Origin of the sequence: Arcobacter cryaerophilus gv. crypticus (assembly GCF_002993025.1) — a bacterium.
In the GTDB taxonomy this organism is placed as follows: Bacteria; Campylobacterota; Campylobacteria; order Campylobacterales; family Arcobacteraceae; genus Aliarcobacter; species Aliarcobacter cryaerophilus_B.
The window spans coordinates 125404-148869 of record NZ_NXGI01000017.1; the positions used below are offsets into that span (position 1 = coordinate 125404).

The window sequence follows — 23466 nt, forward strand, 5'->3', positions numbered from 1 at the left end:
CTTTTATACCTTTATATTTTTTCTAATATTGTCATATATTCTTTTGTATTGAAAAGTTTCATCAAAAATTTTATTTTTATGATCTATTATAAAATCTAGTTTATCTTCTGTTGTAAAATCTTTTGAATCTAAACCAAAAATTTTTATTAGCATCCAAATAGGAACACCTTTTTGACCTAAAATATTATCAGAACTAGACTCATTTCTTATACTAATATAACTATAGTTATCATACCATTTACCATTAAAATCTATTTTCCATGTAGTTCCATTTCCAAAGGTTGCAATACAATCACTATCCTTTTCTAAAAAGAAATCAATTGCTAAAAGTTTATTTTTTGCTAAAGACAACTCTTTTTTATATTTTTCATACATTACTTGACAATTCCCAAAATATAGATTTTTTTAGCAAATATTTTAACTAAATCTTGCTTATTAACATTAATTTACTTTTGGATACAATCAAAAAATATAAAATTCACAAGGAGAATTAATTTGTTAAAAAGTGCTGCTATTCCTTTTTTCTTATTACTTTTAGGGTATGTAGTTATGGCTGATGAAAATTTCACTGTTATTTTAAGTGGAATTGCTATTTTTATAATTGGTATGTTTTTTATGCAAGATGGTTTCAAACAACTATCAGGTGGTATTTTAGAGAAACTTCTAGAAAAGTTTACTAGCAATACTTTTTATGCTATTATGACTGGATTTTTATCAACTTCAGTGGTTCAAAGCTCAACAATTATTACTTTAATCGTTGTATCATTTTTAAGTGCTGAACTTCTTACTTTGGTTCAAGCAGTTGGTATTGTTTTTGGATCAAACATAGGAAGTACAACAACTGCTTGGATAGTTTCAAGTTTAGGGGTTGATGTAAAAATTTCAACATATGCTTTTCCTATGCTTGTTTTTGGAGTTGTTTTAAGATTTTTCAAATCAAATGGAATAAAAGGAACTGGAAATGTTCTTTTAGGTTTAGGATTTATTTTCCTTGGTATTTCATATATGAAAGATGGTTTCGATATTATGAAAAATTCTATCGATTTGGCATCTTACGCTATGGAAGGACATTTAGGAATTATTGTTTACATCTTTATTGGAATTTTGATTACGGTTGTTATACAATCAAGTGCTGCAACTTTAGCCATAGTTATTACAGCTTTAAATGCCGATAGTATTACTTATGTAAATGCAATAGCTTTGGCTATTGGAGCAAATGTTGGTACAACACTTACAACAATTTTAGCCTCATTTGCTTCAAATGAAAATGGTAAAAGAGTTGCTCTTATTCACTTCTTGTTTAATATGATTTCAGCAACATTTATAACTATTTTTATCTATCAATTTATAGATTTAACAGATTTTGTAGCACCATTTTTAGGAGTTAGTGATACAAATCATGGTATGAAACTAGCACTTTTTCATACTATTTTTTCTGTAACTGGAGTTGTTTTATTAACTCCAGCAATATCTATATTAGTAAAATTATCAGAAAAGTTAATACAAAAAAAGGTATCTTCTGCTTCTAAACCAAAATATCTTAATTCATCTGTTTTATCAAATCCAGATGCCTCTTTGGCGGCTTTGAGAAAAGAGATTATAAATCTATATGAAAATTGTCAAAAAGCTATGTTACATGCTTTAAATATACATACAACAGGACTTACAAAAGAGACTTTAAGCGTTCAATTATCAAAAGAGTTAACTATTATAGACACAGATATTGATGAAATTTATCAAAAAAATCTTAAATCTCTTTATAGTGAAATTATAAAGTTCTCATCTTTTGCACAAGAAAATATGTTTGATTTTCAACACAAAAAAACTGATGAGCTTAAACGTGCAGCTGTTTTACTTGTAGAGGTTTTAAGGGATACAAGAGATATTCAAAGAAATGTAAACTTTTACTTAAAAAGTAAAAATGAGTATATTAAAGAAGAGTATAATATTTTAAGAAAAGAGTTAGCAGAGATGTTAATAGATATAAATACTCTTTCAAGTTTTGAAAATGATTCAGACCAATTAACTCAACTAGAACTTATAAAAACAGAATTAGCCCAAAATGATTTGGCAAGTAGCGAAGAGTTAGATGCACTTATAAGGGAAGATAAAATAAAAGCAACAATGGCAACTTCATATATGAATGATAGTGCTACGGGTTACTCTATTCAGAAAAAACTTTTAAAAGTTGCTAATATTTTATTTTTAAATGATGGTATAGTAAAACAAATAGGAGATGAAAATGAAACTAAGTAAAATTGTTGATAAAGTAAAAAAGTATTTAGAAAAAGATAATCTAAAAGTTTCTCAAGAAGAGAAACTTTTAAATATAATAGAAGAGCTTGAAAATAAAAAAAGCAAAATAAAAGATGAATTAAAAACTATAGATAAATATAATATTAAAAAAAGAGTTGAGCTAGAAAAAAAGTATAATGCTGTTTCAAAAGTTCTTAAAAAGAGCCGTTCTATACTTTAGAACGAACTCTTTTACTTTTAATTAAAAAACCAATAATTCCAAAAAATATAGCTGGTAAAATCCAACCTAATCCCTCTTTTGCCAAAGGAATATTTTCAATGAATGATAACTTTAAATAACTATTTGATACAAGTTCAAAAATTGAGTAAATAATTGCTCCAAAACTTGAAAATTTATAAATATTTAGATTATCTATATAGTTATCAAAAAATGCCAAAATAACTAAAATAATAGCAGCTGGATATACTATAAATAAAATTGGTGCAGCAAAGTTTATTATAGTTTCCAAGCCAAAGTTTGTAACAACTATTGCAAAAATAGATGTAATAATAACTAACTGTTTATAACTAAATCGTCCATGGCTTACTTTTGAGAAATATTCAGCAGTTACACTAACAAGTGCAGCTCCTGTTGTAAAACAAGCCAAAAATACTACAAATGCTAAAATAATAGCTCCATTGCTTCCAAAAAGTTGAAATATTATATTATTTAAAAGTGTTACTTTTTCAATATCATTTTCATAAACTAAACTAGAAGTTGCTCCTAGATATGTTAAACCAAAATATACAAGCATTATTCCAAAAGCAGCAATTAAAGAAGCCAAACCAACTATTTTAAAGTTTGTTTTTTTATTTGTATAACCTTTTGTTTTTAATATTTTTATAATAATAATTCCAAATGCCAAAGCTGCTAAAATATCCAAAGTTTGGTAACCCAAAAGAAGTCCATCTAAAAACAATCTATCATTTGTACTGTTTTGTGATATCTGCCCAATTGGTGTAAAAATTCCTTTTATTATTAAAATAATTAAAGATAAAAATAATAAAGGAGATAATACCTTTCCTAATATTTCAATCATAGAAGTTGGTCTTAATGTAAAAAATAGAATCAAACCAAAATATATTACAGATGTGATTAAAGAGTTAAAAGCGCTAGCTCCAAAATATGGAACTACAAGCATTTCATATGTAACTGCTCCTGTTCTTGGAAGTGCTATTAATGGACCAATACATAAAATAATTATTGCCATAAGTATTTTTCCGTTTATTGCTCCTAACTTAGAAGTTAAATTATCTACATTTCCTCCAACTTTAAGTAAAGCAAACATTGCAATTGTAGCAAATCCAATATCAGCTAAAAAATATGCAAAAAATGATATTTTCCAATCACTAGAACTAATTAATCCCAAATATGGTGGAAAAATAATATTTCCAGCACCAAAATACATAGAAAAAATTGCAAAACCTAAAATTAAAGTATCTCTTGTTATGTTAGATGTTTTCATTTAAATAGTCTCAAAATTTATATAGTTTTGTCTTAAAGCCTCATAACAAACAATAGATACGCTGTTTGAAAGATTTAAACTTCTTGCAATTTTTGCCATTGGAATTGTTATGCAACCCTCTTTATTTTTATCTAAAATATATGAAGGAAGTCCAGCATCTTCTCTTCCAAAATATATATAATCCCCTACTTCAAATTTTGCTTCAAAATAGAGCTGATTTGTCTTTGTTGTAGCAAAAAAATGTCTATTAGAAAATGGATTTTTTGCCCAAAAATCCTCTATATTTTCATACTCAAAAAGTTCTAAATCTTTCCAATAATCAAGTCCAGCTCTTCGTACTTCTTTTTCAGTAATATCTCCAAATCCATAAGGTTTTATCAAGTGGAGTTTACATTTCAAAGCAACGGCTGTTCTTCCTATTGTTCCTACATTTCCTGGCATTCGTGGTTCATGAAGTACAATATTAAACACTACAAAATCACCGTTTTATTTTTATTTATAAACACTCTATCATTTAAAAGTAGTTCAAAAGCATTTGAAAGTACTATTTTTTCAACATTTCGCCCAGCATTTCGCATATCTTCCCAACTATAAGAGTGATCAACTCTTACAACATCTTGGAAAATAATCGGACCTTCATCTAAATCATTTGTTACATAATGTGCAGTTGCTCCAATAATCTTAACTCCTCTTTCAAATGCTTGTTTATATGGATTTGCTCCAATAAATGCAGGTAAAAAAGAGTGATGAATATTTAGAACTTTTCCTTCATATTTTTCTACAAACTGCGATGATAGTATTCTCATATATTTTGCCAAAACTATAATCTCAGGGTTAAATTCATCTATTTTTTGAGAAACCAATCTTTCATGCTCATCTCTACTAAAATTTGTAGCGCTTATACTAAAAAATGGAATATCAAATTTTTCAACTAAATTTCTTAAATCTTCATGATTTCCAATAACTGCTTTGATATTTGCATTTAGCTCATTTGAGCTATATCTTATAAGTAAATCACCTAAAACATGGCTCTCTTTTGTAACAAGAAGAACAACATCTTTTTTTATATTTTTATTTAAAGTTATATTGGCACCATCTGGTAAAACCTCTTTTAACTCTTTTTGTAAAATAGTTTGCATAACTTTTCCGCTAATTAAACTTCTCATAAAAAACTCATTTGTCTGTTCATCTACATATTCGGCATTTTGGTCAATGTTTAAATTATTTGCAAAAAGAACTTTAGAGATATTATAAATAAGTCCCTTTTCATCTTTTGTAGAAATTTTTAGTATATATTCGTCCATTTTTATCCAATCTTTAAAACTTAAAACCTAGATTTTACCATTTTATTGATTATAGTTAATCTTTTAAAATAATTATTCCAGCAAATCTTCCAGTTTTTTTATCTTTTCTATATGAAAAATATGGTTTATTTCCACATTTTGTACAAATATCTGAAATTTCTATATTTTTTACTCCTAAATCATTTAACTGTTTTTTATTTATTCCTTGTAAATCTATATGATTATTTTCTACAAACTCTTTTCCAAACGAGTTTTCTACAATTTTTGATAACTCATCACTAACTTCATAACAACACTTTTGAATAGAAGCTCCCAAAACAACACTTATATCTTTTGGATTTGAAGAAAATTTTTTAATAAAAATTTCAGCTGTTTTTTTTGAAATTTCTAAAAAAGTTGAGTTTCTTCCAGCATGAATGGCTGCTATTATTCCTTTTTTGTTATCAAACATCAAAATAGGAATACAATCAGCAACCATAACCATAAGCGGAAGATTTTTACTTCTTGTGATTATTGAATCACAATTATCAATTAACTTTGGGCTATTTTCATCTACAACTATAATATTTGCACCATGAACTTGATTCATATAGACTAAAGCTTCATATTTGTAAGCTAATTTTAAAGCTAGATTTTGTCTGTTTTTGATTACATTTATTTCATTATCTTCTACATGAAATGCTAAATTACCATCATTTTTATCTGTAAAAGTATAAAAAACTCTATTTTTCATCTTCTCTTCTTTTTATTTGCTTTTGGTATAATTTAGCCAAAAAATCTTTAAGGATAAATTTTGAGTAGATTCGATGAAAGGGCAAAAGATTGGGACAAAAAAAATGTAAGTCTTGAAAAATCTGACGCTTGTATAAAACATTTAAAAAATAATATAGATTTTAAAAATATAAAAGATATTTTGGATTATGGCTGTGGAACTGGTCTTATAGCCTTTGATTTAGTAGAAAAAGAAAATAATGTATTAGGTCTTGATAGCTCAAATGGTATGGTTGAAGAGTTTAATAAAAAAGCAAAAGATAGAAATCTTACAAATATAAAAGCAAAAAAACATGATATTTTAAATGACAATTTAGGAGAAAATTGCTTTGATTTGATTGTTATTTCAATGTCACTTCATCATATAGAAAATCTTGAAATATTTTTTGAAAAGAGTTTTAAAGCTTTAAGAAATGGTTGTTATTTGTGTATCAATGATTTAGAAAAAGAAGATGGAACTTTTCACAAAAAACACAACAATGAAGGCGTTTTTCACTTTGGATTTACAAAAGATGAACTTGAAGAAATTTCCAAAAAAGTTGGTTTTAGTAACTTCATTTTTGAGAGAGTTTTTGTTTATAAAAGAGATTATGGAGATTTTCCTATATTTAACTTTTATGCAAAAAAACTTTAATTATAAAAAAGGCAATAAATAAAATGAAAAAAATTTGTATATTTGGCAATCCTGTTGCTCATTCAAAATCTCCACAAATGCAAAATGCAGGATTTAATTACTTAAATTTTGATGCTTTTTATGAGAAATTTCACTTAGAAAATGGAAACAATATAAAAGAAGAATTTATAAAAAATAGTTTTTGTGGTGCAAATATAACTGTTCCACACAAAGAAATAGCTTTTAAACAAGCCGATATTGTAAGAGGAATTGCACAAAAAATAGAAGCTGTAAATACATATATTATGGAAGATGAAAAAGTTGTAGCCTACAATACAGATGCACCTGGATTTTTAAAAGCAATTGAAAGCTTTGGTGATATAAAAAGAGTTCTAGTTTTAGGTGCTGGTGGAACTGCAAAAGCTATAGCTTTGGTTTTACAAGAAAAAAATATTGATGTAGTAGTCTTAAATAGAAGCAAAGAGAAACTAGATTTTTTTAAAAACAACGGTATAAAAGCTTTTAGTTTTGATGATTTTGATTTTAAAAATGAAAAGTTTGATTTGGTTGTAAACTCAACAAGTGCTGGTTTAAAAGATGATTTGTTGCCAGCTTCTAAAGAGATACTTGAAAATATTTTAAGTAAATCATCATTTGCTTTTGATTGTATTTATGGAAAAATAACTCCATTTTTAGCATTAGCAAAAAAGTTTAATAATGAGATAAAAGACGGCGAAGATATGCTTTTATATCAGGGTGTCCTTGCCTTCGAACTTTTTACCAATACAAAAGCCGATAATATGGTAATTGAAGCAATGAGAAGAGGATTAAAAGGTGAATAAAATTTCACCTTTATCTAGCCTATATCTAGCTATAAAGAAGTATTTTTACACAATTTTCAGACTTTGTTAATTGATATTCAACAACTTTTTGAACTGGATAGTAAATATTTTTCCCTTTTACATCCAAATACTGTGGACAATCTGTACAAGATTTTCTTCTTTCATCTAATGTTCGAGTACTTATAGCTAAAATATCAGCTACTACATCGCTAGTTAATATCTTTTCCTAATTCATATACTAAGCCATTCCAGCCATCTTTAAACTCAAAAGCTACTTTTTGATATATTTCTAAACTATTTAATTTTTCTATGTTTTCTGTTTTCATTTTTTTATCCTTATTTTTATTGTTAAACTTTACACTAAAAGAATAAAACTTTACAAAAATTTGCTCAATTTTCTTAGGGTATTAAGTTTAAAAATTACAGATTGAGTTTAAGCGATAGCATAAATTTCTTATTAAAAAAAGCAACAGAGGAAAAAACTCCTATCTTAGATTTAATCTAATTCAAAACTATAATCCCCTATTTCATTAAAAATAGTCGGATTAATAACCGTTAAAACATCATTTTTACCAATAATATTCTTTTTAAATCCAAAATAAAATATAGTATAAATACCTGAAGCACAATATGCTGAATCTAAGGGAAACCCAAAATTCTTATTTATAGTAAAAAGATTTGACCCTTTTTTTTCATTAAACCAAATAATCTTTTTATCAACTAAATCTTCTAAATCTCTTTTAAACATCATTTGTACACTTTTTGAATTGAAGTTATAGCCAAGTTCATTTTTATAATAATCTTTTAACTCTTCTTTTGTTAAACCATCATCTTCTATAATTTTTTGTAAAATCTCTTTTATTCTTGTTTCTTTAGTATATTTTCTTTTTTCTTCATCATCATATGGCATTTTATATCCTTTATCTAGATTTTAGATAGTTATTTAAGTACCCTTCAATATTAGCTTTTCCAACTGGATTTGCACTATGTACATGAAAAGTAAAATTTTCTGGAAATTTATAAATATTATCCATATCCATATCTACAAGCCACTTTGCAAAATCATATCCAGTAGGTAGTAAATTTTCATTTTCATCAACACCTAAATCATGATCAAATGATATAAAAGGTGGAATACCATGTTGTTTTACATAATTTACAGCTTCTTCATAGCTTCTAACAAGTGTGAAACTATCATCTGGTAAATCTCTAACATCATCTAAAAATAATTCGATTTTTTCTTTATTTCTTGTTGATTTTATTTTATCAATATTTATATCATTTAAAATATCAATAATTTCATCTCTTGAAAAAATATTCTCTATTTTTTCAAATTTTACCATTTTAAATAATTTATAAGATAATTGTTCTTTTGAGATAGGAGAAGTTTTATAGTATTTATTAGTTAAAATATCATAAATATCATTTTCATTTAAATCATAATCCCAACAAGCAGCTCTTAATGGTCTTTTATTAACATTTAATACCATAATCATTCCTTTTTCTTTTATTATTTATTTAAAGAGTATTTACCATTTTTATAAGTGTATATCTCTTTGTAAGTTTTAACAACCTTACTATTTTTAAGTTCAGTTACATCAAGTTTTATATCATAAAACTTTTTATCACTTTTTACAAAAGAGTACTTAGTTTGTATTTCATCATAAGGCATTACTGAATCTCTCATATATTCAATTAAAATTGATGCAATTTTTTTTAATTTATTTTTATCCATACTAAAAATTGTAAGATAATTTTCTATACCTCCATGACCGTTACTTGAAATATAAGATAAAGAATAATTGTTTTTTCCAACTTCAATTAGTTTAAAATTTGGTGCTTCTCCAAAAGTACTATATACATCAGCTTTTAAATCTTTTGAGATTAATTTCATTTTATTATCTATTTTTTCATATAAAAATATATTTGTTGCAACACTACAAGCAAAGCAACTGTGACTATTTGTAGCATATGTAATAAAATAAATTTTATTAGAATTTGGAACTAAAATAACATCTTTTAATTTAAACAATATATCTGCTTTTTTTTCGCCATCACAAATATTATAAACCTTACAATCTCCATGAGCTTTTAATTGAGAAACTATCTCTTTTTCAAAAAACTCTTGCTGCTCTTTTGATATGCTCTTTTCATTTTCAAGAGCTAATAAATTTGTTGTAAGCATCAATAAAATGCTAATAAATATCTTTTTCATTTTCTTCCCCCCTACTTTTTTTATTTTATTATAGATAGATTTTGTTTAATTAAAAATTATTATCTAAAATTTGGTCTAAAAAACTCACTATTAAAAAATTTATTTAACTGATTAAAATAGATATCTATATTTCTAACATTTGTTCTATTTTTTAAAGAGTGGATTTTTTCATAAGTATTTAATGAAAAAGTAAAACCAAAAACATCTTCATAAATTGTAATCTCTTCTAAATCATCACTTGTTCCATCTTCATATTCACAAAACATAATATTATCACTAAGACTATTTTCATCAAAAATATCTAATTTTGAGTATTTATATGATTTGTCTATTTTATTTGAATTTAAATTATCATCATACTCTATAAAAGCAGGTATATTTTCATCATTTTTATAATCATGATATTCCATAGCCGTTACATCAAGATTTATAAATTTAACATCATCTTTTAAGTTATCTGCAAACTTATCCATAAATTTTTTCATTCCATTTTTTTCTTTAAAGCCTCTTTCACTTATATCCTCTTCTCCTATAGAAAAAATAGCCATAACATCTTTACAATCATCTCCTAAATTTTCAACTCTTAAAGATAAAAGTGCTAAAAGTGTTGCATTTGTAATTGTATTATCTAGTGGTCCAGATATTTCATCTTCTAGCTTATCTAGTTTTGAAAAATCATCTTTAAATTTATCTAATACTTCTTTTTTATTAAATTTTGAAATCATATCTATATGAGAAACTACTATTAAATCTACTTCTTCAAGTTTTTCTTTAATAGCTTTATTATTATTTTCATGCTCTTTATTAAAGCTATTTGCAACAATAATTCCATATCTGTTATCAGCTATATAATCTAATTTTAACTCATCTAAACACTTCATAATTGCTTTTGCTTTAAATGAACTATTTATATCATATTCACTATTTTCATTTTGTGGTAAATGCGTAGTTATTATTTTATTTGTATATCTTTTAATTCTTTCGATTGGATTTGCCATTGTTTTTTCCTCTTTTGTTTTTATTTTTTGTTAATATTTTATGTTTCTATGCTTTTAAGAGCATAGAAACTCATCCATAATTGTTTTTAAATCTTCTTTTCCATTGTATTTTGTACTAACACTATCCAAACCAACTTTTGCTAGACAAACTTTCTCGAAAAGTTTGTCATATCTACTTTTTTCAATACCTTTTGATATATTTACAATTATGTTGTTACTGTTTTCATCTTTTAAAACAACTTGATACTTATCAAATAGTGATACATCTGAAACCAAAATCATATTTTTGTATTTTTCATCAATTCCATACTTATCATGTAGTTTTAAACTATCTTGATACTCTTTTTCTACATCAAAAAGCTCTTTATCTTCCAAAAATATTGGTTTTGAAACTCTAGTTTTAATACTATCTTTTTTACTTAAATCTTTATATTCAAAGCTTTTTAGTTTTGATAGACCAATTTCGTTGTTTTTAAATACAAATCTATGTGATAAATTCTTATATAGTGCCTGATAAGCAGAAATTCCTATTTTTTCAATCATCAAATCTTCATTTTGATATGATAAAAATAGTTCAACTTTTGCTTCTCTTAATACATCTATTGGCAAATCAAACTCTTTTGAAACTACTCTTTGTGCTTCATCAATAAATACAGCAATATCGCAAACACTATTTTTTGTTACTCTTTTTTGCAACTCTTTAAAAATTGAGTAACTATAATTTGCAAGTACAACCTCTGATAACTCTTGAGTATTTACTACAACTATTTTAGAGCTATTTAAAGCATCAATTACATCAAAACTATCACCATTTAGATAATCTTTTGTTGCAAAACCAGCTAAAGGTTTATTAAGCGCTGATAAAATTGAAGAAAAATTTGTACTAGATTTATCTTTTTGAAAAGTTTCTAATACTGGATAGTACTTTTTGATACTATCTTCTAAAAGACACAACAGTTCTAAAACATCTTTATATTTATTATTTATATCTTCAAGTTCCATATCTACATCATCATTAAATATTGTATCTTGTATCCCTTTTTCTATATGCATACAAAGTGGATCTAAATTTGAAATAAATAATTTTATGCTATCTGTTGATGCTGTAATCTCATATAAAGATTTTAAATTTTTTAATGTTGGAATACCTTTTAAATATCCCCTATCTTTATTATCAATTTTTAGATTTGTTCTAAAACAGTTATGTATAAGCGAATCTTTATTTTCTAGTTTATTCATAGCTGCTATTAAATCTTCAAGTTTGCCAATAATATTTAAACAAGCAATACCCAAATTTGTACCAGAACTACTCCAGTAATCATTTTTACCATCATTTAGTCCCAAAATACCAACTATAAAATCTTCAAGATTTGCTTCACTCATATATTTAATAATATTTATAGACTCACCCCAAGGTTTACCTATTTCTAGAACATCATTTAATCTATTATGTCTATTTGCGAATACTTTTACAGCATTATGCTCTTTACCTTTATAATCCATTACTAATATTCCATCATTTAAAGAGATTCTCTCATTTAAATTTGGATATATATAACTTGTTGTTTTTCCACAACCTGTTTGTCCAACTGCACAACTATGTGTGTATAGTTTTGGAACAATCAACTCTTTACCTTTTTTTGCTTTATTCGAACTGTTTTTTATTTTTGTCGGGATAAAACCAATTGTAGCTTTCATATGTTTCTCCTAGATTTTAATTGTTTGATTTTATATTGAATTAATATTTGTTGTTTTTATAACAGAACACTTTCTTTTTAACTATTTAGCTAAAGAGCTTGATTTATATATACCTATTTCATCTTTTTTACCTCTATTTTTGAAATAATTTCATCTGCTAAGCCATACTCTATTGCTTCAGTTGCAGAAAAATATCTATCTCTATCTGTAAATTTTTCTACTTCTTCTAAAGCAAGATTACATCTAGTAGCAATCATCTCATTTATATCTTTTTTCATTTTGATAATTCTATTTGCTGTAATTTCAATATCACTTGCTTGTCCACTAACTCCTCCTAAAGGTTGATGAAGCATAAGTTCTGAATGTGGAAGCATATATCTATTTGTTCCATTTAAAAATATCAAAGCACCCATTGAAGCTGCTAATCCTATTGTATAAGTATAAACAGGAGCTTCTATTAAATTCATAGTATCAATAATTCCATATCCATCTAAAACACTTCCACCTGGAGAGCTTATATATAGATGTATTGGTTTTTTACTATCTTTCACATTTAAATATAGTAGTTGTGATATTACACTTGTCATTGATATATTATTAACAGGTGTCATTAACATAATTACTCTATCATCTAACATTTTTGTAAGCAAATCACTAACAACCTCTTTATCATCTTTTTTATAAATTATATTTGGCATAAAACTCATTTTTAACTCCTTGGGTTTATTTTATTTTTTCAGATTTTTCTTGTTGTTTTCTAACAAACTCTATAAAACTAGCTCCACCATCTGTGTAGTCAATATTTGGTATTTTATCTTTTGATTCATATTCAAAATCATCATCTAATCTTCTAGAAGATTTTTCAAAATGTTTTGAAAAACCAAGCATCAATTTATCAAATAGTTCTTGTGTTGTTTTGTTAGTATTATCTTGCAAAATATACTCCTTGTGTTTTATTTATTTTGAAATTATACAAATAGTGGTAACAAAAAAATGTTACTAATTTTTGATAAAATTAAAACTTTTTTTTATTTCACTTTGCTTTCGAACAAGAGAATTATAAACTATTAAGTGGACAATATTTTGTCTTATTTAATTAATTTATAAACTTTTTTATTCGTAATAATTTTTGTAATTGGAATTGTAGAGTATTTAAATTACCAAACTAAGTAATTTATAGCGGTGAGATACCATAAATTAGAGTTTTCTAACTGATATATTTCGTGTAAGAATCATGTTTTGTTGCAATCAAATTTTTAATCACATCAGAATTACAATGTTTACTTTTAAGAATCTCTTTCATTAATACACGCTTTTGATCAAAGAATTCAGAAAATAAATCAACATTTTGTTCATCAGTTTCTATTAATTCACCTTTTGAAGGTATTGAATCTAAACATGCAAAAAATACATCTTTTGATTTATAATTTTTAAGTAAATTTATTTTTATATCAGCTTCTATGCTTTTTGCTAATTTTAACTGTTTTTCTTTTACTAAACCTTTTTGTGTAGATAACTCTTCTCTAGAATAATAATCCTGATTTTCAATTTCTTCACACAACATTTCATTTGTAAAATTTGGATTCTTTTGAATTATGTTTCTTATATTTTCATCTTTATCTTTTGCAAATTTTTGTAATAACTTTAAAGAGATATATTCATTTGCTGCAACATACATTTTTAATTCAGGATTTTCACTTGCTATTTCTAAAAATCTTTCAACATTATTTACAAATTTATTATCAAGTTTTTGTATATTAAATTTATCCTTTTCTAAATAATGCCTTTTTTGAATTTGTGTTTTTTCTACTGAACTTAGAAATTTAATAATAAATTTTAATAAATTTATATCCGTATGTTTACAAATAGTATCAATTAATTTATTAGTGCATTTTGGATGAGTAATAGATTTTAATAACATATAATGATATGGTTTAATTAAAGATAGTTTGTCATAAAAAACATAATTTTTCTTGTGTTCTACTACTTCTAAAAGTGCTTCTTTAGTAATTTTTTTATTATTTAAAAAATCTATTGAATCAAAAATTTCAAAATCATCTTTTGCCATTTGAATAAGTGTTTTTGTAGATAAATTTTTATGTCTTGTCACCATTGCTCTTATTAAAGATTCAGAGTTTTTAGAAAGTTCATCTAAAGATTCTTCACTTATATCATCTGATTTTAATCTCTCAATATTAAACTCTTTTTGCAATTCATTTGAAAGCTCTCTAAAATCTATATTATCATCATTTAACGAGCCAAGATTATTAACAAAACCACATAGACAATTTAAACTCATATTTTCATTTTCAAAACTAAAATTTGAATAATCCATTTTAAAATCATAGTATCTACTACAAGAAGTACATTTATATATAAATTTTGGTTTAAAATCTAATTCATCTTTACAATCTGGGCAGATAGTCACTGTTTTCTTATAATTATTATTGATTTTAAAATTTCTTGGTTTTACACTTTTACATTTTTTACAACAATAAGGTTTTCTAACTATTTCATCTTGTTTTATTATCTCTTTTATAGGTTCAAGTGGCAAACCTAGTCTTGACACAACTCCTCCACAATCAAGTAATATAGCTTCCTTTTTATTTGTTGAAGGAGATAATCTTAAAGCTCTTCCAACAATTTGTTTATAAAGATTTTGACTTTGAGTTGGTCTTGCTATTACAATAGTATCAGTTTGTGGAACATCAAATCCTGTTGTTAATTGATCAACACTAACTAAAACTTTAGTATCACCATTTTTAAACTTATCTACTATCTTTTTTTGATTCTCTTTTGAAATATTTGAATGAGTTACTTCACTTTTTAATCCAACTTTTTGATAAGCTTTACAAATAGCTTCAGCATGGGAAATATTAATACAAAATACAATAGTTTTATCTCTATTTTTTAATATATCTTTTGTTGCTGAAACAATTTTATTTACAATTTCAGGTTTATTGAATCTAAAATCCAATTCATTTATATCCCAATCACCAATTTTTGTTTTAATACCAGATAAATTAGGAGTAAATGCTTCAAAAGATTTAATATTTACTAAATATCCATTATCAACCATATATCTAGCATCATAATCATCAATTATCACATCAAAATTTTCTGTTAATAATTTTCCCTCTTCATCGTACGGAGTAGCAGATAATCCTATGATTTTACCCTTATGGATATTTTTTATAATCTCTTGCATTTTACCTTTTACACCATAATGCATTTCATCAAAGATTATATAATCAAAATTCATTGATGATAAGAAATCTACTCTTCTACTGATTGTTTGAATAGTACTTACAAATGAGTGAGCTTGAGTGTCTATCTCTTCTTTATTTGAACCATGAATAATTTGAGGGTTTAGATTTGAAAAAGCTTTTGCTGTTTGTTCAAGCAAGTTTATTTTTGGTGCTAGAAATAGTGTTTTTTTATTTGAATCTTTATGAAATTTTACTATCTCTTCAGCAATTACTGTTTTTCCAGAACCTGTTGGTGCTTGAATTAAAATATTACCTTTACTTTTTATTGCTCTTGTTATAATATCTTTTTGATAATCTCTTAACTCTATTTTATGCATTTTGTTTCCATTAATTTTTTAGTAAATATAGTTTTCTTCAAAACTATATTTACTACCATCAAATTCTACACTTTTTGTAGCAAAGTAATAACATGTTAGATTAGTGTTTTCTTCTGTACATTCTTTATCTCCAAAAATATATTCTTTATACTTGGAGTACCTATTGTCTATTTCATAACCTGCATGATATAAATAATTGTCTTTGTAGCAATTCTTTGGTATCCAAGGTTTGTATCTAATATTAGGATATAGACAATGTTTTTTACTCTCTTCTACTAATAATTTATCAATAGTATTTTTTGTTTTATATTCTTCAGCTTCTTTATATCCATTATTAAATATTTTCAATAACTCTAAAATATCTAATTTGATAAGATAAAGATTATGATTGTAAACTCTAAACTCTTTTATTGGTTCAATATCATTAGGACTACCTGGATAAATTAAATAAATATTTGAGTCAACTAATAGATTATTTTTTAAAGGATTAATCTCTGTATTCAAAAAATTGTTAATATAAATAATTTGCTTAATCCAGTCTCCATCTTGTTTATTAACTTCTTTATATTTAGCATCAAAAATATGTAAAGTTGATGGCTCATTATTCCCTTTTTTAATTATTATAGTATCAGGTTTGATTGGAATTTTTTTACCATTTTTCTTCTCAATTGAAATCTCATCTTCATCAAAAACAAAATCTTCTCCATATATTTTTTTCATACATGAGGTAAAAAGATATTCCCAAGCCAATTGAAAATTATCTATTCCAACTATTGTATCTTTACCAAAAATTAAATTTTTAACACTACTTATTAACTCTTTAATATCAGCAGTTAAAAGCTCTATATGTTTTTCTATATTTTCCAATGTAGAGATTAGTCTATTTTTAGTTTTCTTATCATTTAAATCAATACCTTTAAAACCATATTCATTTTGAAAATCTTTTGATAGTGATTTAAAAATAGATTTCATATCCTGTTTAATACTTAGTTTCTCTTTATATAAATCCAAAATAAATGAAGCAAATTTATACAGCTCATCTTTATAGTGAACCCTATACGTTTCATCAATATTTAGTAATCCTTGATTAAAAATAGGACTGTTGTTTGAAGCTAACAAAAAAGTACCTCTTGATATTGTTCTTTCAATTGATTTTGATTTAAAAATATCTGTGTATCTATGCATAGCAGATGGTTTATTTATTATAGTTTTTCTTAATTTTCTTTCTAACCTACTCCAAGCTTCTAACTTTGATGAGTGAATAGTCATGTTCTCATCAAATTCTCCATCTTCATTTGCTTTTTTAACTATTTGAGGAGAAAAATTTTTATTTTGTAATTCTTGAATAAATTTATTAACAAAAATTTCAAACTCTTTTTCAAACTCTTCATTGCTTGATTCATTATCAAAGTTTTTTGGTAGAAAATATTTTTCTTTTTTTCTACCTACAAAATTATCCTTATGTTGTTTATAAACTTGATAAGCCATTTATTGTGCATTTCCATTTTGTGTGAATATTGTTATAAACTCATTATATTCACCAACAAACTGCTCAAAAGTATTTACATTTTTAAATTCCTTGTCTAGCTTGTATAGCTTGTATAGCTTGTCTAGCTCTTCTTTAAGAGTATCTCTTCTATAACCACTAAATAAATCATACCAAAGGTAGTACATAACAGTATATTTTATATCTTCTTCTAAAATAAATCCACCTTTAGGTTTAACAAAAAATGCTCCAATAGTAGCATTATCAACATCTTCTACTTCAGCATTTTTCACAATAAATTCATTTAAATTTTTTAAGAATTTTTTCCAACTAATATCTTTACCATCTTTAGGTTCTATTTTAATATTATCATCTTTAAAATATTCATTAATAGAATTTTGTGCAGTTTTAAAACTCTTATTAAATCTTCTTTGGAATGCTTTATCTAGAGAAAATATAGTTTGATCAGATGTATTCATAGTACATATTATAGATAAGTTATCAGGTATATATATTTTTAAACTCTTATTTTCTTCATCATACATTTCGAAGTTAGTTTTTGAATATTTTTCCAATGTACTTAAATGTAAATCTCCTATTTGTTCTTTTAACCACATAGCTTCCATACCATAGATATTTAAAGGATATTCAGAAATACCAATATCATTTCTATCTAATAAATTAAATAATCCACCAAATATAGATGCAGCATTTCCTCTATTAAGTTCATCAACTACCAAAATAACTTTTTCTGGATTTATAGGTTGCTTAGTAATGTTTTTATAAGCCTTACTTAATGCTTGTGCAAAAGGTCCTGGAAGAAAATCATATGATATTTGTCTATTTTCATATTTTATAGGCATAACTTTTCCAAAGAAATCATAATAGCTATATTCAGGATGAAATACAGTATGAACTGTCTGTTTTTCAAAATTTTCTTCAGATATATTAAGTCCATCATTTTCGAGATTATTTGAAACTAATTTTTTTATACTGAAAGTTTTACCAACTCCAGCTGGACCATAAATAATTAATTGTTTATAATTAATATTACTTCTTCCATCTTCTTCAATAAGTTTATCTCTTTCTGCAACAATTTTTGGTAATAATTTTTCTTGAAGTTCTGAATTATTATCTATCTCTACAACTGCTTCAATTAAATTTCTAAATTTTCGTGCGGTAACTGCTGCTTCAACTAGTTTTGGCAATAACTTATATTGAGTTTCTGGATTATTATCTATCTCTACAACTGCTTCAATTAACTCTTTTAACTTCCCTTTTTGAACTGCTAAGTTGATCAAAAGAGGTAATTTATTTTTTTGGGATATAAAAATTATAATTTCATATGAAAAAATTCCGTTTTCATCTATTTTCCTGTATTCATCAGTATTATTTAATAGTTTTATACAAGAATAAGTATCGTGCTCTTCTTTGTTGTCAAATTGTAATTTGTTAGTAAATAAGATAGTTTTTAGTTCCCCACCATCTTTATCACCAAATTTTGTAATAAATAATTCTTTATCTTTAAAATTATTTTCATTGTTAAAACCATTTCTATGATTAGAATTACCATTTTTCCCAAAATTTTCTACATAAACTGTATCCCTATTATCTGATTTATAAAAACTTTGTTTCTCTCGTGTATCTGTAAATGTTGGTAGTATTGTATCTATTACTTCACTAACTTGTAATGGCATGTTTTTCCCTTTTTATATATTTTTACTTAACTCTTCTACTCTTTTGCTATGAGTAAAAAAGATAACTTGTGTTGTTTTTGAAAAATCTTTTAAAAGATTTAAACCTGATTTGATTCTATCTTCATCAAAATTGATAAAAATATCATCTACTAAAAACGGTAATTTTTTTTGTGATTTTGAATTAAAAAGTGAAATAAATGCCAATCTTAAAGATAAAAAGAGTTGATCTCTTGTTCCCTCGCTCATTTTAGTATGTTCCAACCTAATTTGCTCATCATAAAAATCATGAGCTAGTATATTATCAACACTCAACTTAGAGTTTGATTTTTTTCTAACACCCACTAAATACTTATTTTCTATCTCTAAGTCTTCATAAAAACCATTTGTAATAGTCGAAAAATAACCTTTCGCTAGATTAATAATCTCATCTTGATTCTCTTTAGAAAGCTCATTTATAAGTATTGGAATTGTTTGTGAAGAGATTTCTAGCTTTAAATACTCTTCAACCATATCTTTTAATTGCTCTTTTAAAGATACAATTTCTTGATTGTTTAAAATGATTTTTTCATCTTTATCTAGTAAATCTTTTATTTCAATATTTTTTTGATTTAAAGTTGTTTTTTTTTCTTCAAGAGAAGTTTTATTTTCTTCAATTTCTTTTTCATTTTTTTCATCTTCATTAACTATCTCTTCTTTTTTTTCATATTTTTTCAAATAATTTAAAATAGTTTCATCTATTTTTATATTTTCAAAATCTGCTTTTGTTTTGTTATAAGAGATAGTTTTTTCAATCTCTTGTAATACTTCTTCAAGAGCTATACTTTTTAAAGAGTCAGGAAGCTCTTTTTGAAGATTTTGTTTTTGTTTTTCTAACTCTTTCTGCTTTGTTTCTAAATCACTATTTGCAGTATTTATACTATTATTTAGGGTATCTTTTGAAGCTTTATTTGAATTAGCATTTTCTAAATCTTTTTTTAGTTCTCCCAAAGTTTTTTTTGTGTCTAAATTATCTAAAAGTACTTTAAATTTCGAATCAAAATCGTCAATTCCTTTTTTATAATTTTCAAGATTCTTTTCTAACTCTTTTTGCTCTTTTATTTGATTTAAAGTTTGCTCTCTTTTACTATTCCAGCTGTCAAACTCTTTTATAGTTAAAATTGGTTCAATACTTAAATCGATATTTAAACTATTTTCTAAAAAGCTATTCCAAGAAGATATTAATTTTTTTAGCTCATCTTCTAAATTTTTTTCTTTTTGATACAACTTATTTAATTCTTCATCATTTGTTTTAATAGTTTCTAGAGCAACTTTTTGCTCTGCAAACTTATTTGCATTTAACAATATATTTTCAACACAAGAAGAAAACTCTTTGTCGCTTTTTTCATAATCTGCTATTAATTTATCGTTTAAATCGTTAATAGTTGGAATTTGTTCTTTTAAAATTTTCCAATTGCTATTTTTTCTATCTTTAAATGATTCAAAATAAGATACTTTAATATCTTCTAAATTTTTCTCTATCTTTTGGTTTAATCTATTTTTTTCATCTTCTAATCTTTTTATCTCATCTTTTATCTTCCTTATATCATCTTCAAAATTTTTAAAACTAGTTTTAAACTCATCTATTTTAGTAATATCTATATTTGTTGGTATATTATTAGAAAGATTTAATTCTAAAGATTTAATTAAATTTTCTAACTCTTTGTCTATATTTGTTGAATTTGCAATTTTATTTAAATCATTAGCAGTAATAGGTTTAAAATCTTTTTTTATCTTTAACATTTTTAAATTTATTCTGCAATCATCTTTTATATCTTCAATATTTTTTTCTAGATTAGTTAAATTTTTTTTATTTTCAGTTATCAAAGATAAATCTTTATAAAGATTTTCTATATCCTCTTTGTGATTTAAAATATCTTCATCTACATTTATTTTTGAAAGCTCTTCTTTATTTACATCAATTTGATTTTTTAATGTTTTAATACTAGGTTGAAATTTTATATATTCATTATAATCACTCTTCCAAGCATTTAATTTTTCACTTGTTTCTATCCATTTTGGAATATTCTTTAGTTTTTCTTCTAAAACTGTTTTATTAAAATATATATCAGCATTTGATAAAAGTAATGTTAAATGTTTTTGTTTGATTTTTAGTTCTATATCTTTTTTATTTAACTCTTCAATTTCATTTTCTAAATTCTTAATTTCATTATTTTTTTGAATATATAAAGAGTTATCAAATCTATTATCATTAATCTCTTTTTTAAGTTGTGTTATTTGCTTAACAATATAAGAAATTCTAGGTTCATCTCCTTTTGTTTTTAAAAGATTATCGGCCTTTTTTTCTAATTCAGATGGTAAATTATTTAAAATTTCACTTCCACTCATAGCTCCAAAAAGCAAATTTGTAATATTTGAATCATTATGAAATAAAGCTTTACTCTCATCTCTTAATCTTTGATGATTTAATCCAAAAATATTTTGATAAAACTCTTTTGTTACACCATTTGGAATAAATTTATCTTCAAAAGCTTTTCTTGTATTAAAATCTTTTGCTTCGCCTCTTTGTGTTATTTGAGAAAAACTATTTTTTTGAGAAAATTGAAAAGTATTATTTTCATCTTGAATCTCAAAATTTATCTCCATTTGCTCACTTGAGTAAACCAAACTATAAGTTTCTTTGTCAATCTTTCCAAATATTGCATCTATAATGGCATTTTGTGTTGTTGTTTTACCTGTTTCATTGTCTCCACAAATGAGATTAAAATCATCATTGAAATCATATGTAATATCATTAAAATTACCACAGTTTTTTAGATTTAATTTGTTTATTTTCATTTCATTGCCTTTGAAAGTTGTTCTACCACTATCTCTTTTAAATATTTTGTATCATTTATATTTATCTCATTTTTAAGTTCATTTTTAAGATCATCATCATACTTATCAATTAAGCTATCAAATATATTTTGTTTTAAAAATTCTATTTCATTTTCTACTTCTTGTTTTTCAAAACATTTCATTAAAGTTCCAATAGTATCTTGCATTTGTGCTATTTCATCTTCTGATTTAGGAAAAGTTGTCTCATTTTTAAATTTAACAAGCTCAATATTTGTTGGTAAAGATAGTTTTATATTTTCTACATTTATTTTGTAGTGCAGTTCTGTTTTACCTGTTAGAGTTAATTTTAGAAAACTCTCACTCACTGTAATTGGTAAATTTTCTGTAATTTTTGTTTCTAGTGTATTTTCATCGTCAACATCTTCTATATGTACTTTAATATCTAAAAACTCTACTTTATTTAGTTTTTTAAATATAGGAGTTATGCTATGATTTTCATCTATTTGTACTAAAAAACACCCCTTTTCTTCACTCTCTTTTGAGTGTCTTCCTTGAATATTTCCAGAATAAATAATTGTAGGATTTGCCTCTTTTACTATCTCTTTTTTATGAATATGACCTAATGCCCAATAATCATAGTTTTTATTTACTAAATCATTTATACTACAAGGAGCATAATTATCATGCCCTTCTTTACCATCCAAAGATGTATGTAGCACTCCTATATTAAAATAGCCATCAACTTTTTGTGGATATTGTTTAGCTAAATTATCTGTAACCGATTGAGTTTTAAAGCTCTGTCCATGTACCGCTATTTTTTTCTCTTCTATTTTAAATGTTTCTGCATTATCAGCACTAAAAAATTTCATATATTCACTATTTGAAAAAGTAAGACTATGTTTTCCTTCGGCATCATGATTTCCAAAAAGTACATAGGTATATATCTTTTCTTCTTCAAGTGGCTTCATAATTGATTTAAATTTTCTTCCAATAGACGCATTTGTCATCTTTCCATCAAAAAGATCTCCAGCTATTACTACAAAATCAACATTTTCTGAAATAGCTAAATTAACCATATTTTTTAATGCATTCTCTATTGCATCATTTAATAAATCTTTTTTTTCTTTACTTGCAGCTACCAAAGGTGATCCTAAATGAACATCTGCACAATGTATAAATTTAATACTCATTTTTCCTCTTTTTTTGTATTGATATTTTGTTGTTTTGGTTCTGGGGTAATCTTAACATTTTTTTCATATTTAATATCTGGAAATATTAAATCATAAATAAAATCTATAGTATAAAAAGTATCATCTTTTTTAGTTGGTTGTAGTTTTGCAACCTTATCAGCTACTACATTTATCTCTCTTGGTATCCAAGTGATTTTAATATTGTATTCATCGCATATTTTTAAAATATTTGGATTTTTTGCAACACTTTCATTGTCACTTAAAATAACAGTTTTTTGTAACTCTTTTGATTTTATATATGTTATTGCATTAACAACAGCATATTGTTCTGCAATATTGTTATTGTCAATATTTATTAATTTTATAATTGAAGTTAAATTAATTTCAGGATCATAAAGAGCTATTTGAAACTCTTTATTCTCATTTTGTCCAGCATCTACATATATAACTCTTCTTTTTACTTTATTCAT

22 protein-coding genes are annotated in these 23466 nt (G+C 24.9%); 4 read left to right on the top strand and 18 right to left on the bottom strand.

What is annotated here, in order from left to right:
• Window positions 1-3 precede the first annotated feature (3 nt).
• Window positions 4-375: a hypothetical protein gene (locus CJ670_RS08075; RefSeq protein WP_105939586.1), complete on the bottom strand. Its 372-nt coding sequence runs from the start codon at window positions 373-375 to the stop codon at window positions 4-6.
• A 120-nt stretch (window positions 376-495) separates the two neighbouring features.
• Here CJ670_RS08075 and CJ670_RS08080 point away from each other — a divergent pair, with 120 nt between their 5' ends.
• On the top strand, window positions 496-2256 hold the full coding sequence (locus CJ670_RS08080) for a Na/Pi cotransporter family protein (RefSeq protein WP_228154227.1): 1761 nt from the start codon (window positions 496-498) through the stop codon (window positions 2254-2256).
• Window positions 2243-2476, top strand: coding sequence for a hypothetical protein (locus tag CJ670_RS08085; RefSeq protein WP_105939587.1), 234 nt, complete (start codon window positions 2243-2245; stop codon window positions 2474-2476). The genes CJ670_RS08080 and CJ670_RS08085 overlap by 14 nt, the downstream gene beginning before the upstream one ends.
• Here the strand turns inward: CJ670_RS08085 and brnQ are convergent.
• From brnQ to pgeF, 4 genes are read right to left on the bottom strand one after another with little or no spacing between them, the layout of a single operon-like run.
• Window positions 2466-3761 (bottom strand): branched-chain amino acid transport system II carrier protein, encoded by a 1296-nt coding sequence (gene brnQ, locus CJ670_RS08090; RefSeq protein WP_105939588.1) that lies wholly within the window; start codon window positions 3759-3761, stop codon window positions 2466-2468. The two genes, CJ670_RS08085 and brnQ, sit on opposite strands and share 11 nt — an antisense overlap.
• Window positions 3762-4232, bottom strand: coding sequence for a tRNA (cytidine(34)-2'-O)-methyltransferase (locus CJ670_RS08095; RefSeq protein WP_105910809.1), 471 nt, complete (start codon window positions 4230-4232; stop codon window positions 3762-3764).
• Window positions 4232-5065, bottom strand: a complete 834-nt coding sequence (purU, locus tag CJ670_RS08100; RefSeq protein ID WP_105939589.1) for a formyltetrahydrofolate deformylase — start codon at window positions 5063-5065, stop codon at window positions 4232-4234. Before purU ends, CJ670_RS08095 begins: the two co-directional genes overlap by 1 nt.
• A 55-nt stretch (window positions 5066-5120) precedes the next feature.
• Window positions 5121-5798: a peptidoglycan editing factor PgeF gene (gene pgeF, locus CJ670_RS08105; protein ID WP_105939590.1), complete on the bottom strand. Its 678-nt coding sequence runs from the start codon at window positions 5796-5798 to the stop codon at window positions 5121-5123.
• Between the two features lie 60 nt (window positions 5799-5858).
• Between pgeF and CJ670_RS08110 the strand changes: the two genes are divergently transcribed.
• Both CJ670_RS08110 and CJ670_RS08115 read left to right on the top strand, forming a co-directional pair.
• Complete coding sequence (locus tag CJ670_RS08110; protein ID WP_105939591.1) at window positions 5859-6470, top strand: class I SAM-dependent methyltransferase; 612 nt, start codon at window positions 5859-5861, stop codon at window positions 6468-6470.
• A gap of 23 nt (window positions 6471-6493) precedes the next feature.
• The gene (locus CJ670_RS08115) at window positions 6494-7291 is read left to right on the top strand and encodes a shikimate dehydrogenase (protein WP_105939592.1); all 798 of its coding nucleotides are present in this window, start codon (window positions 6494-6496) and stop codon (window positions 7289-7291) included.
• A 496-nt stretch (window positions 7292-7787) separates the two neighbouring features.
• Here CJ670_RS08115 and CJ670_RS08120 read toward each other — a convergent pair whose 3' ends face one another.
• From CJ670_RS08120 to CJ670_RS08180, 13 genes are all read right to left on the bottom strand, one after another.
• Complete coding sequence (locus tag CJ670_RS08120; RefSeq protein WP_105939593.1) at window positions 7788-8201, bottom strand: hypothetical protein; 414 nt, start codon at window positions 8199-8201, stop codon at window positions 7788-7790.
• A 10-nt stretch (window positions 8202-8211) separates the two neighbouring features.
• Entirely contained in the window at window positions 8212-8781 is a 570-nt protein-coding gene (locus CJ670_RS10965; RefSeq protein WP_207763621.1) for a cyclic-phosphate processing receiver domain-containing protein, read from the bottom strand.
• A gap of 20 nt (window positions 8782-8801) precedes the next feature.
• Window positions 8802-9506, bottom strand: a complete 705-nt coding sequence (locus CJ670_RS08130; protein ID WP_105939594.1) for a hypothetical protein — start codon at window positions 9504-9506, stop codon at window positions 8802-8804.
• Window positions 9507-9565: 59 nt separating this feature from the next.
• A complete protein-coding gene (locus CJ670_RS08135; protein ID WP_105939595.1) occupies window positions 9566-10504 on the bottom strand; it encodes a hypothetical protein in 939 nt (312 codons plus the stop codon).
• Between the two features lie 54 nt (window positions 10505-10558).
• Window positions 10559-12202 (bottom strand): type IV secretory system conjugative DNA transfer family protein, encoded by a 1644-nt coding sequence (locus CJ670_RS08140; RefSeq protein ID WP_105939596.1) that lies wholly within the window; start codon window positions 12200-12202, stop codon window positions 10559-10561.
• A gap of 113 nt (window positions 12203-12315) precedes the next feature.
• Window positions 12316-12909 (bottom strand): ClpP family protease, encoded by a 594-nt coding sequence (locus tag CJ670_RS08145; protein WP_066246780.1) that lies wholly within the window; start codon window positions 12907-12909, stop codon window positions 12316-12318.
• A gap of 16 nt (window positions 12910-12925) precedes the next feature.
• Window positions 12926-13138, bottom strand: coding sequence for a hypothetical protein (locus CJ670_RS08150; protein ID WP_105913816.1), 213 nt, complete (start codon window positions 13136-13138; stop codon window positions 12926-12928).
• Between the two features lie 271 nt (window positions 13139-13409).
• Complete coding sequence (locus CJ670_RS08155; protein WP_105939597.1) at window positions 13410-15788, bottom strand: DEAD/DEAH box helicase; 2379 nt, start codon at window positions 15786-15788, stop codon at window positions 13410-13412.
• An 18-nt stretch (window positions 15789-15806) separates the two neighbouring features.
• On the bottom strand, window positions 15807-17276 hold the full coding sequence (locus tag CJ670_RS08160; protein WP_105939598.1) for a hypothetical protein: 1470 nt from the start codon (window positions 17274-17276) through the stop codon (window positions 15807-15809).
• Window positions 17277-18971 (bottom strand): AAA family ATPase, encoded by a 1695-nt coding sequence (locus CJ670_RS08165; RefSeq protein ID WP_105939599.1) that lies wholly within the window; start codon window positions 18969-18971, stop codon window positions 17277-17279. It abuts the gene before it with no gap.
• A 12-nt stretch (window positions 18972-18983) separates the two neighbouring features.
• Complete coding sequence (locus CJ670_RS08170; RefSeq protein ID WP_105939600.1) at window positions 18984-21806, bottom strand: AAA family ATPase; 2823 nt, start codon at window positions 21804-21806, stop codon at window positions 18984-18986.
• Entirely contained in the window at window positions 21803-22996 is a 1194-nt protein-coding gene (locus CJ670_RS08175; RefSeq protein WP_105939601.1) for a metallophosphoesterase family protein, read from the bottom strand. The genes CJ670_RS08170 and CJ670_RS08175 overlap by 4 nt, the downstream gene beginning before the upstream one ends.
• Entirely contained in the window at window positions 22993-23466 is a 474-nt protein-coding gene (locus tag CJ670_RS08180; protein WP_105939602.1) for a ribonuclease H family protein, read from the bottom strand. The genes CJ670_RS08175 and CJ670_RS08180 overlap by 4 nt, the downstream gene beginning before the upstream one ends.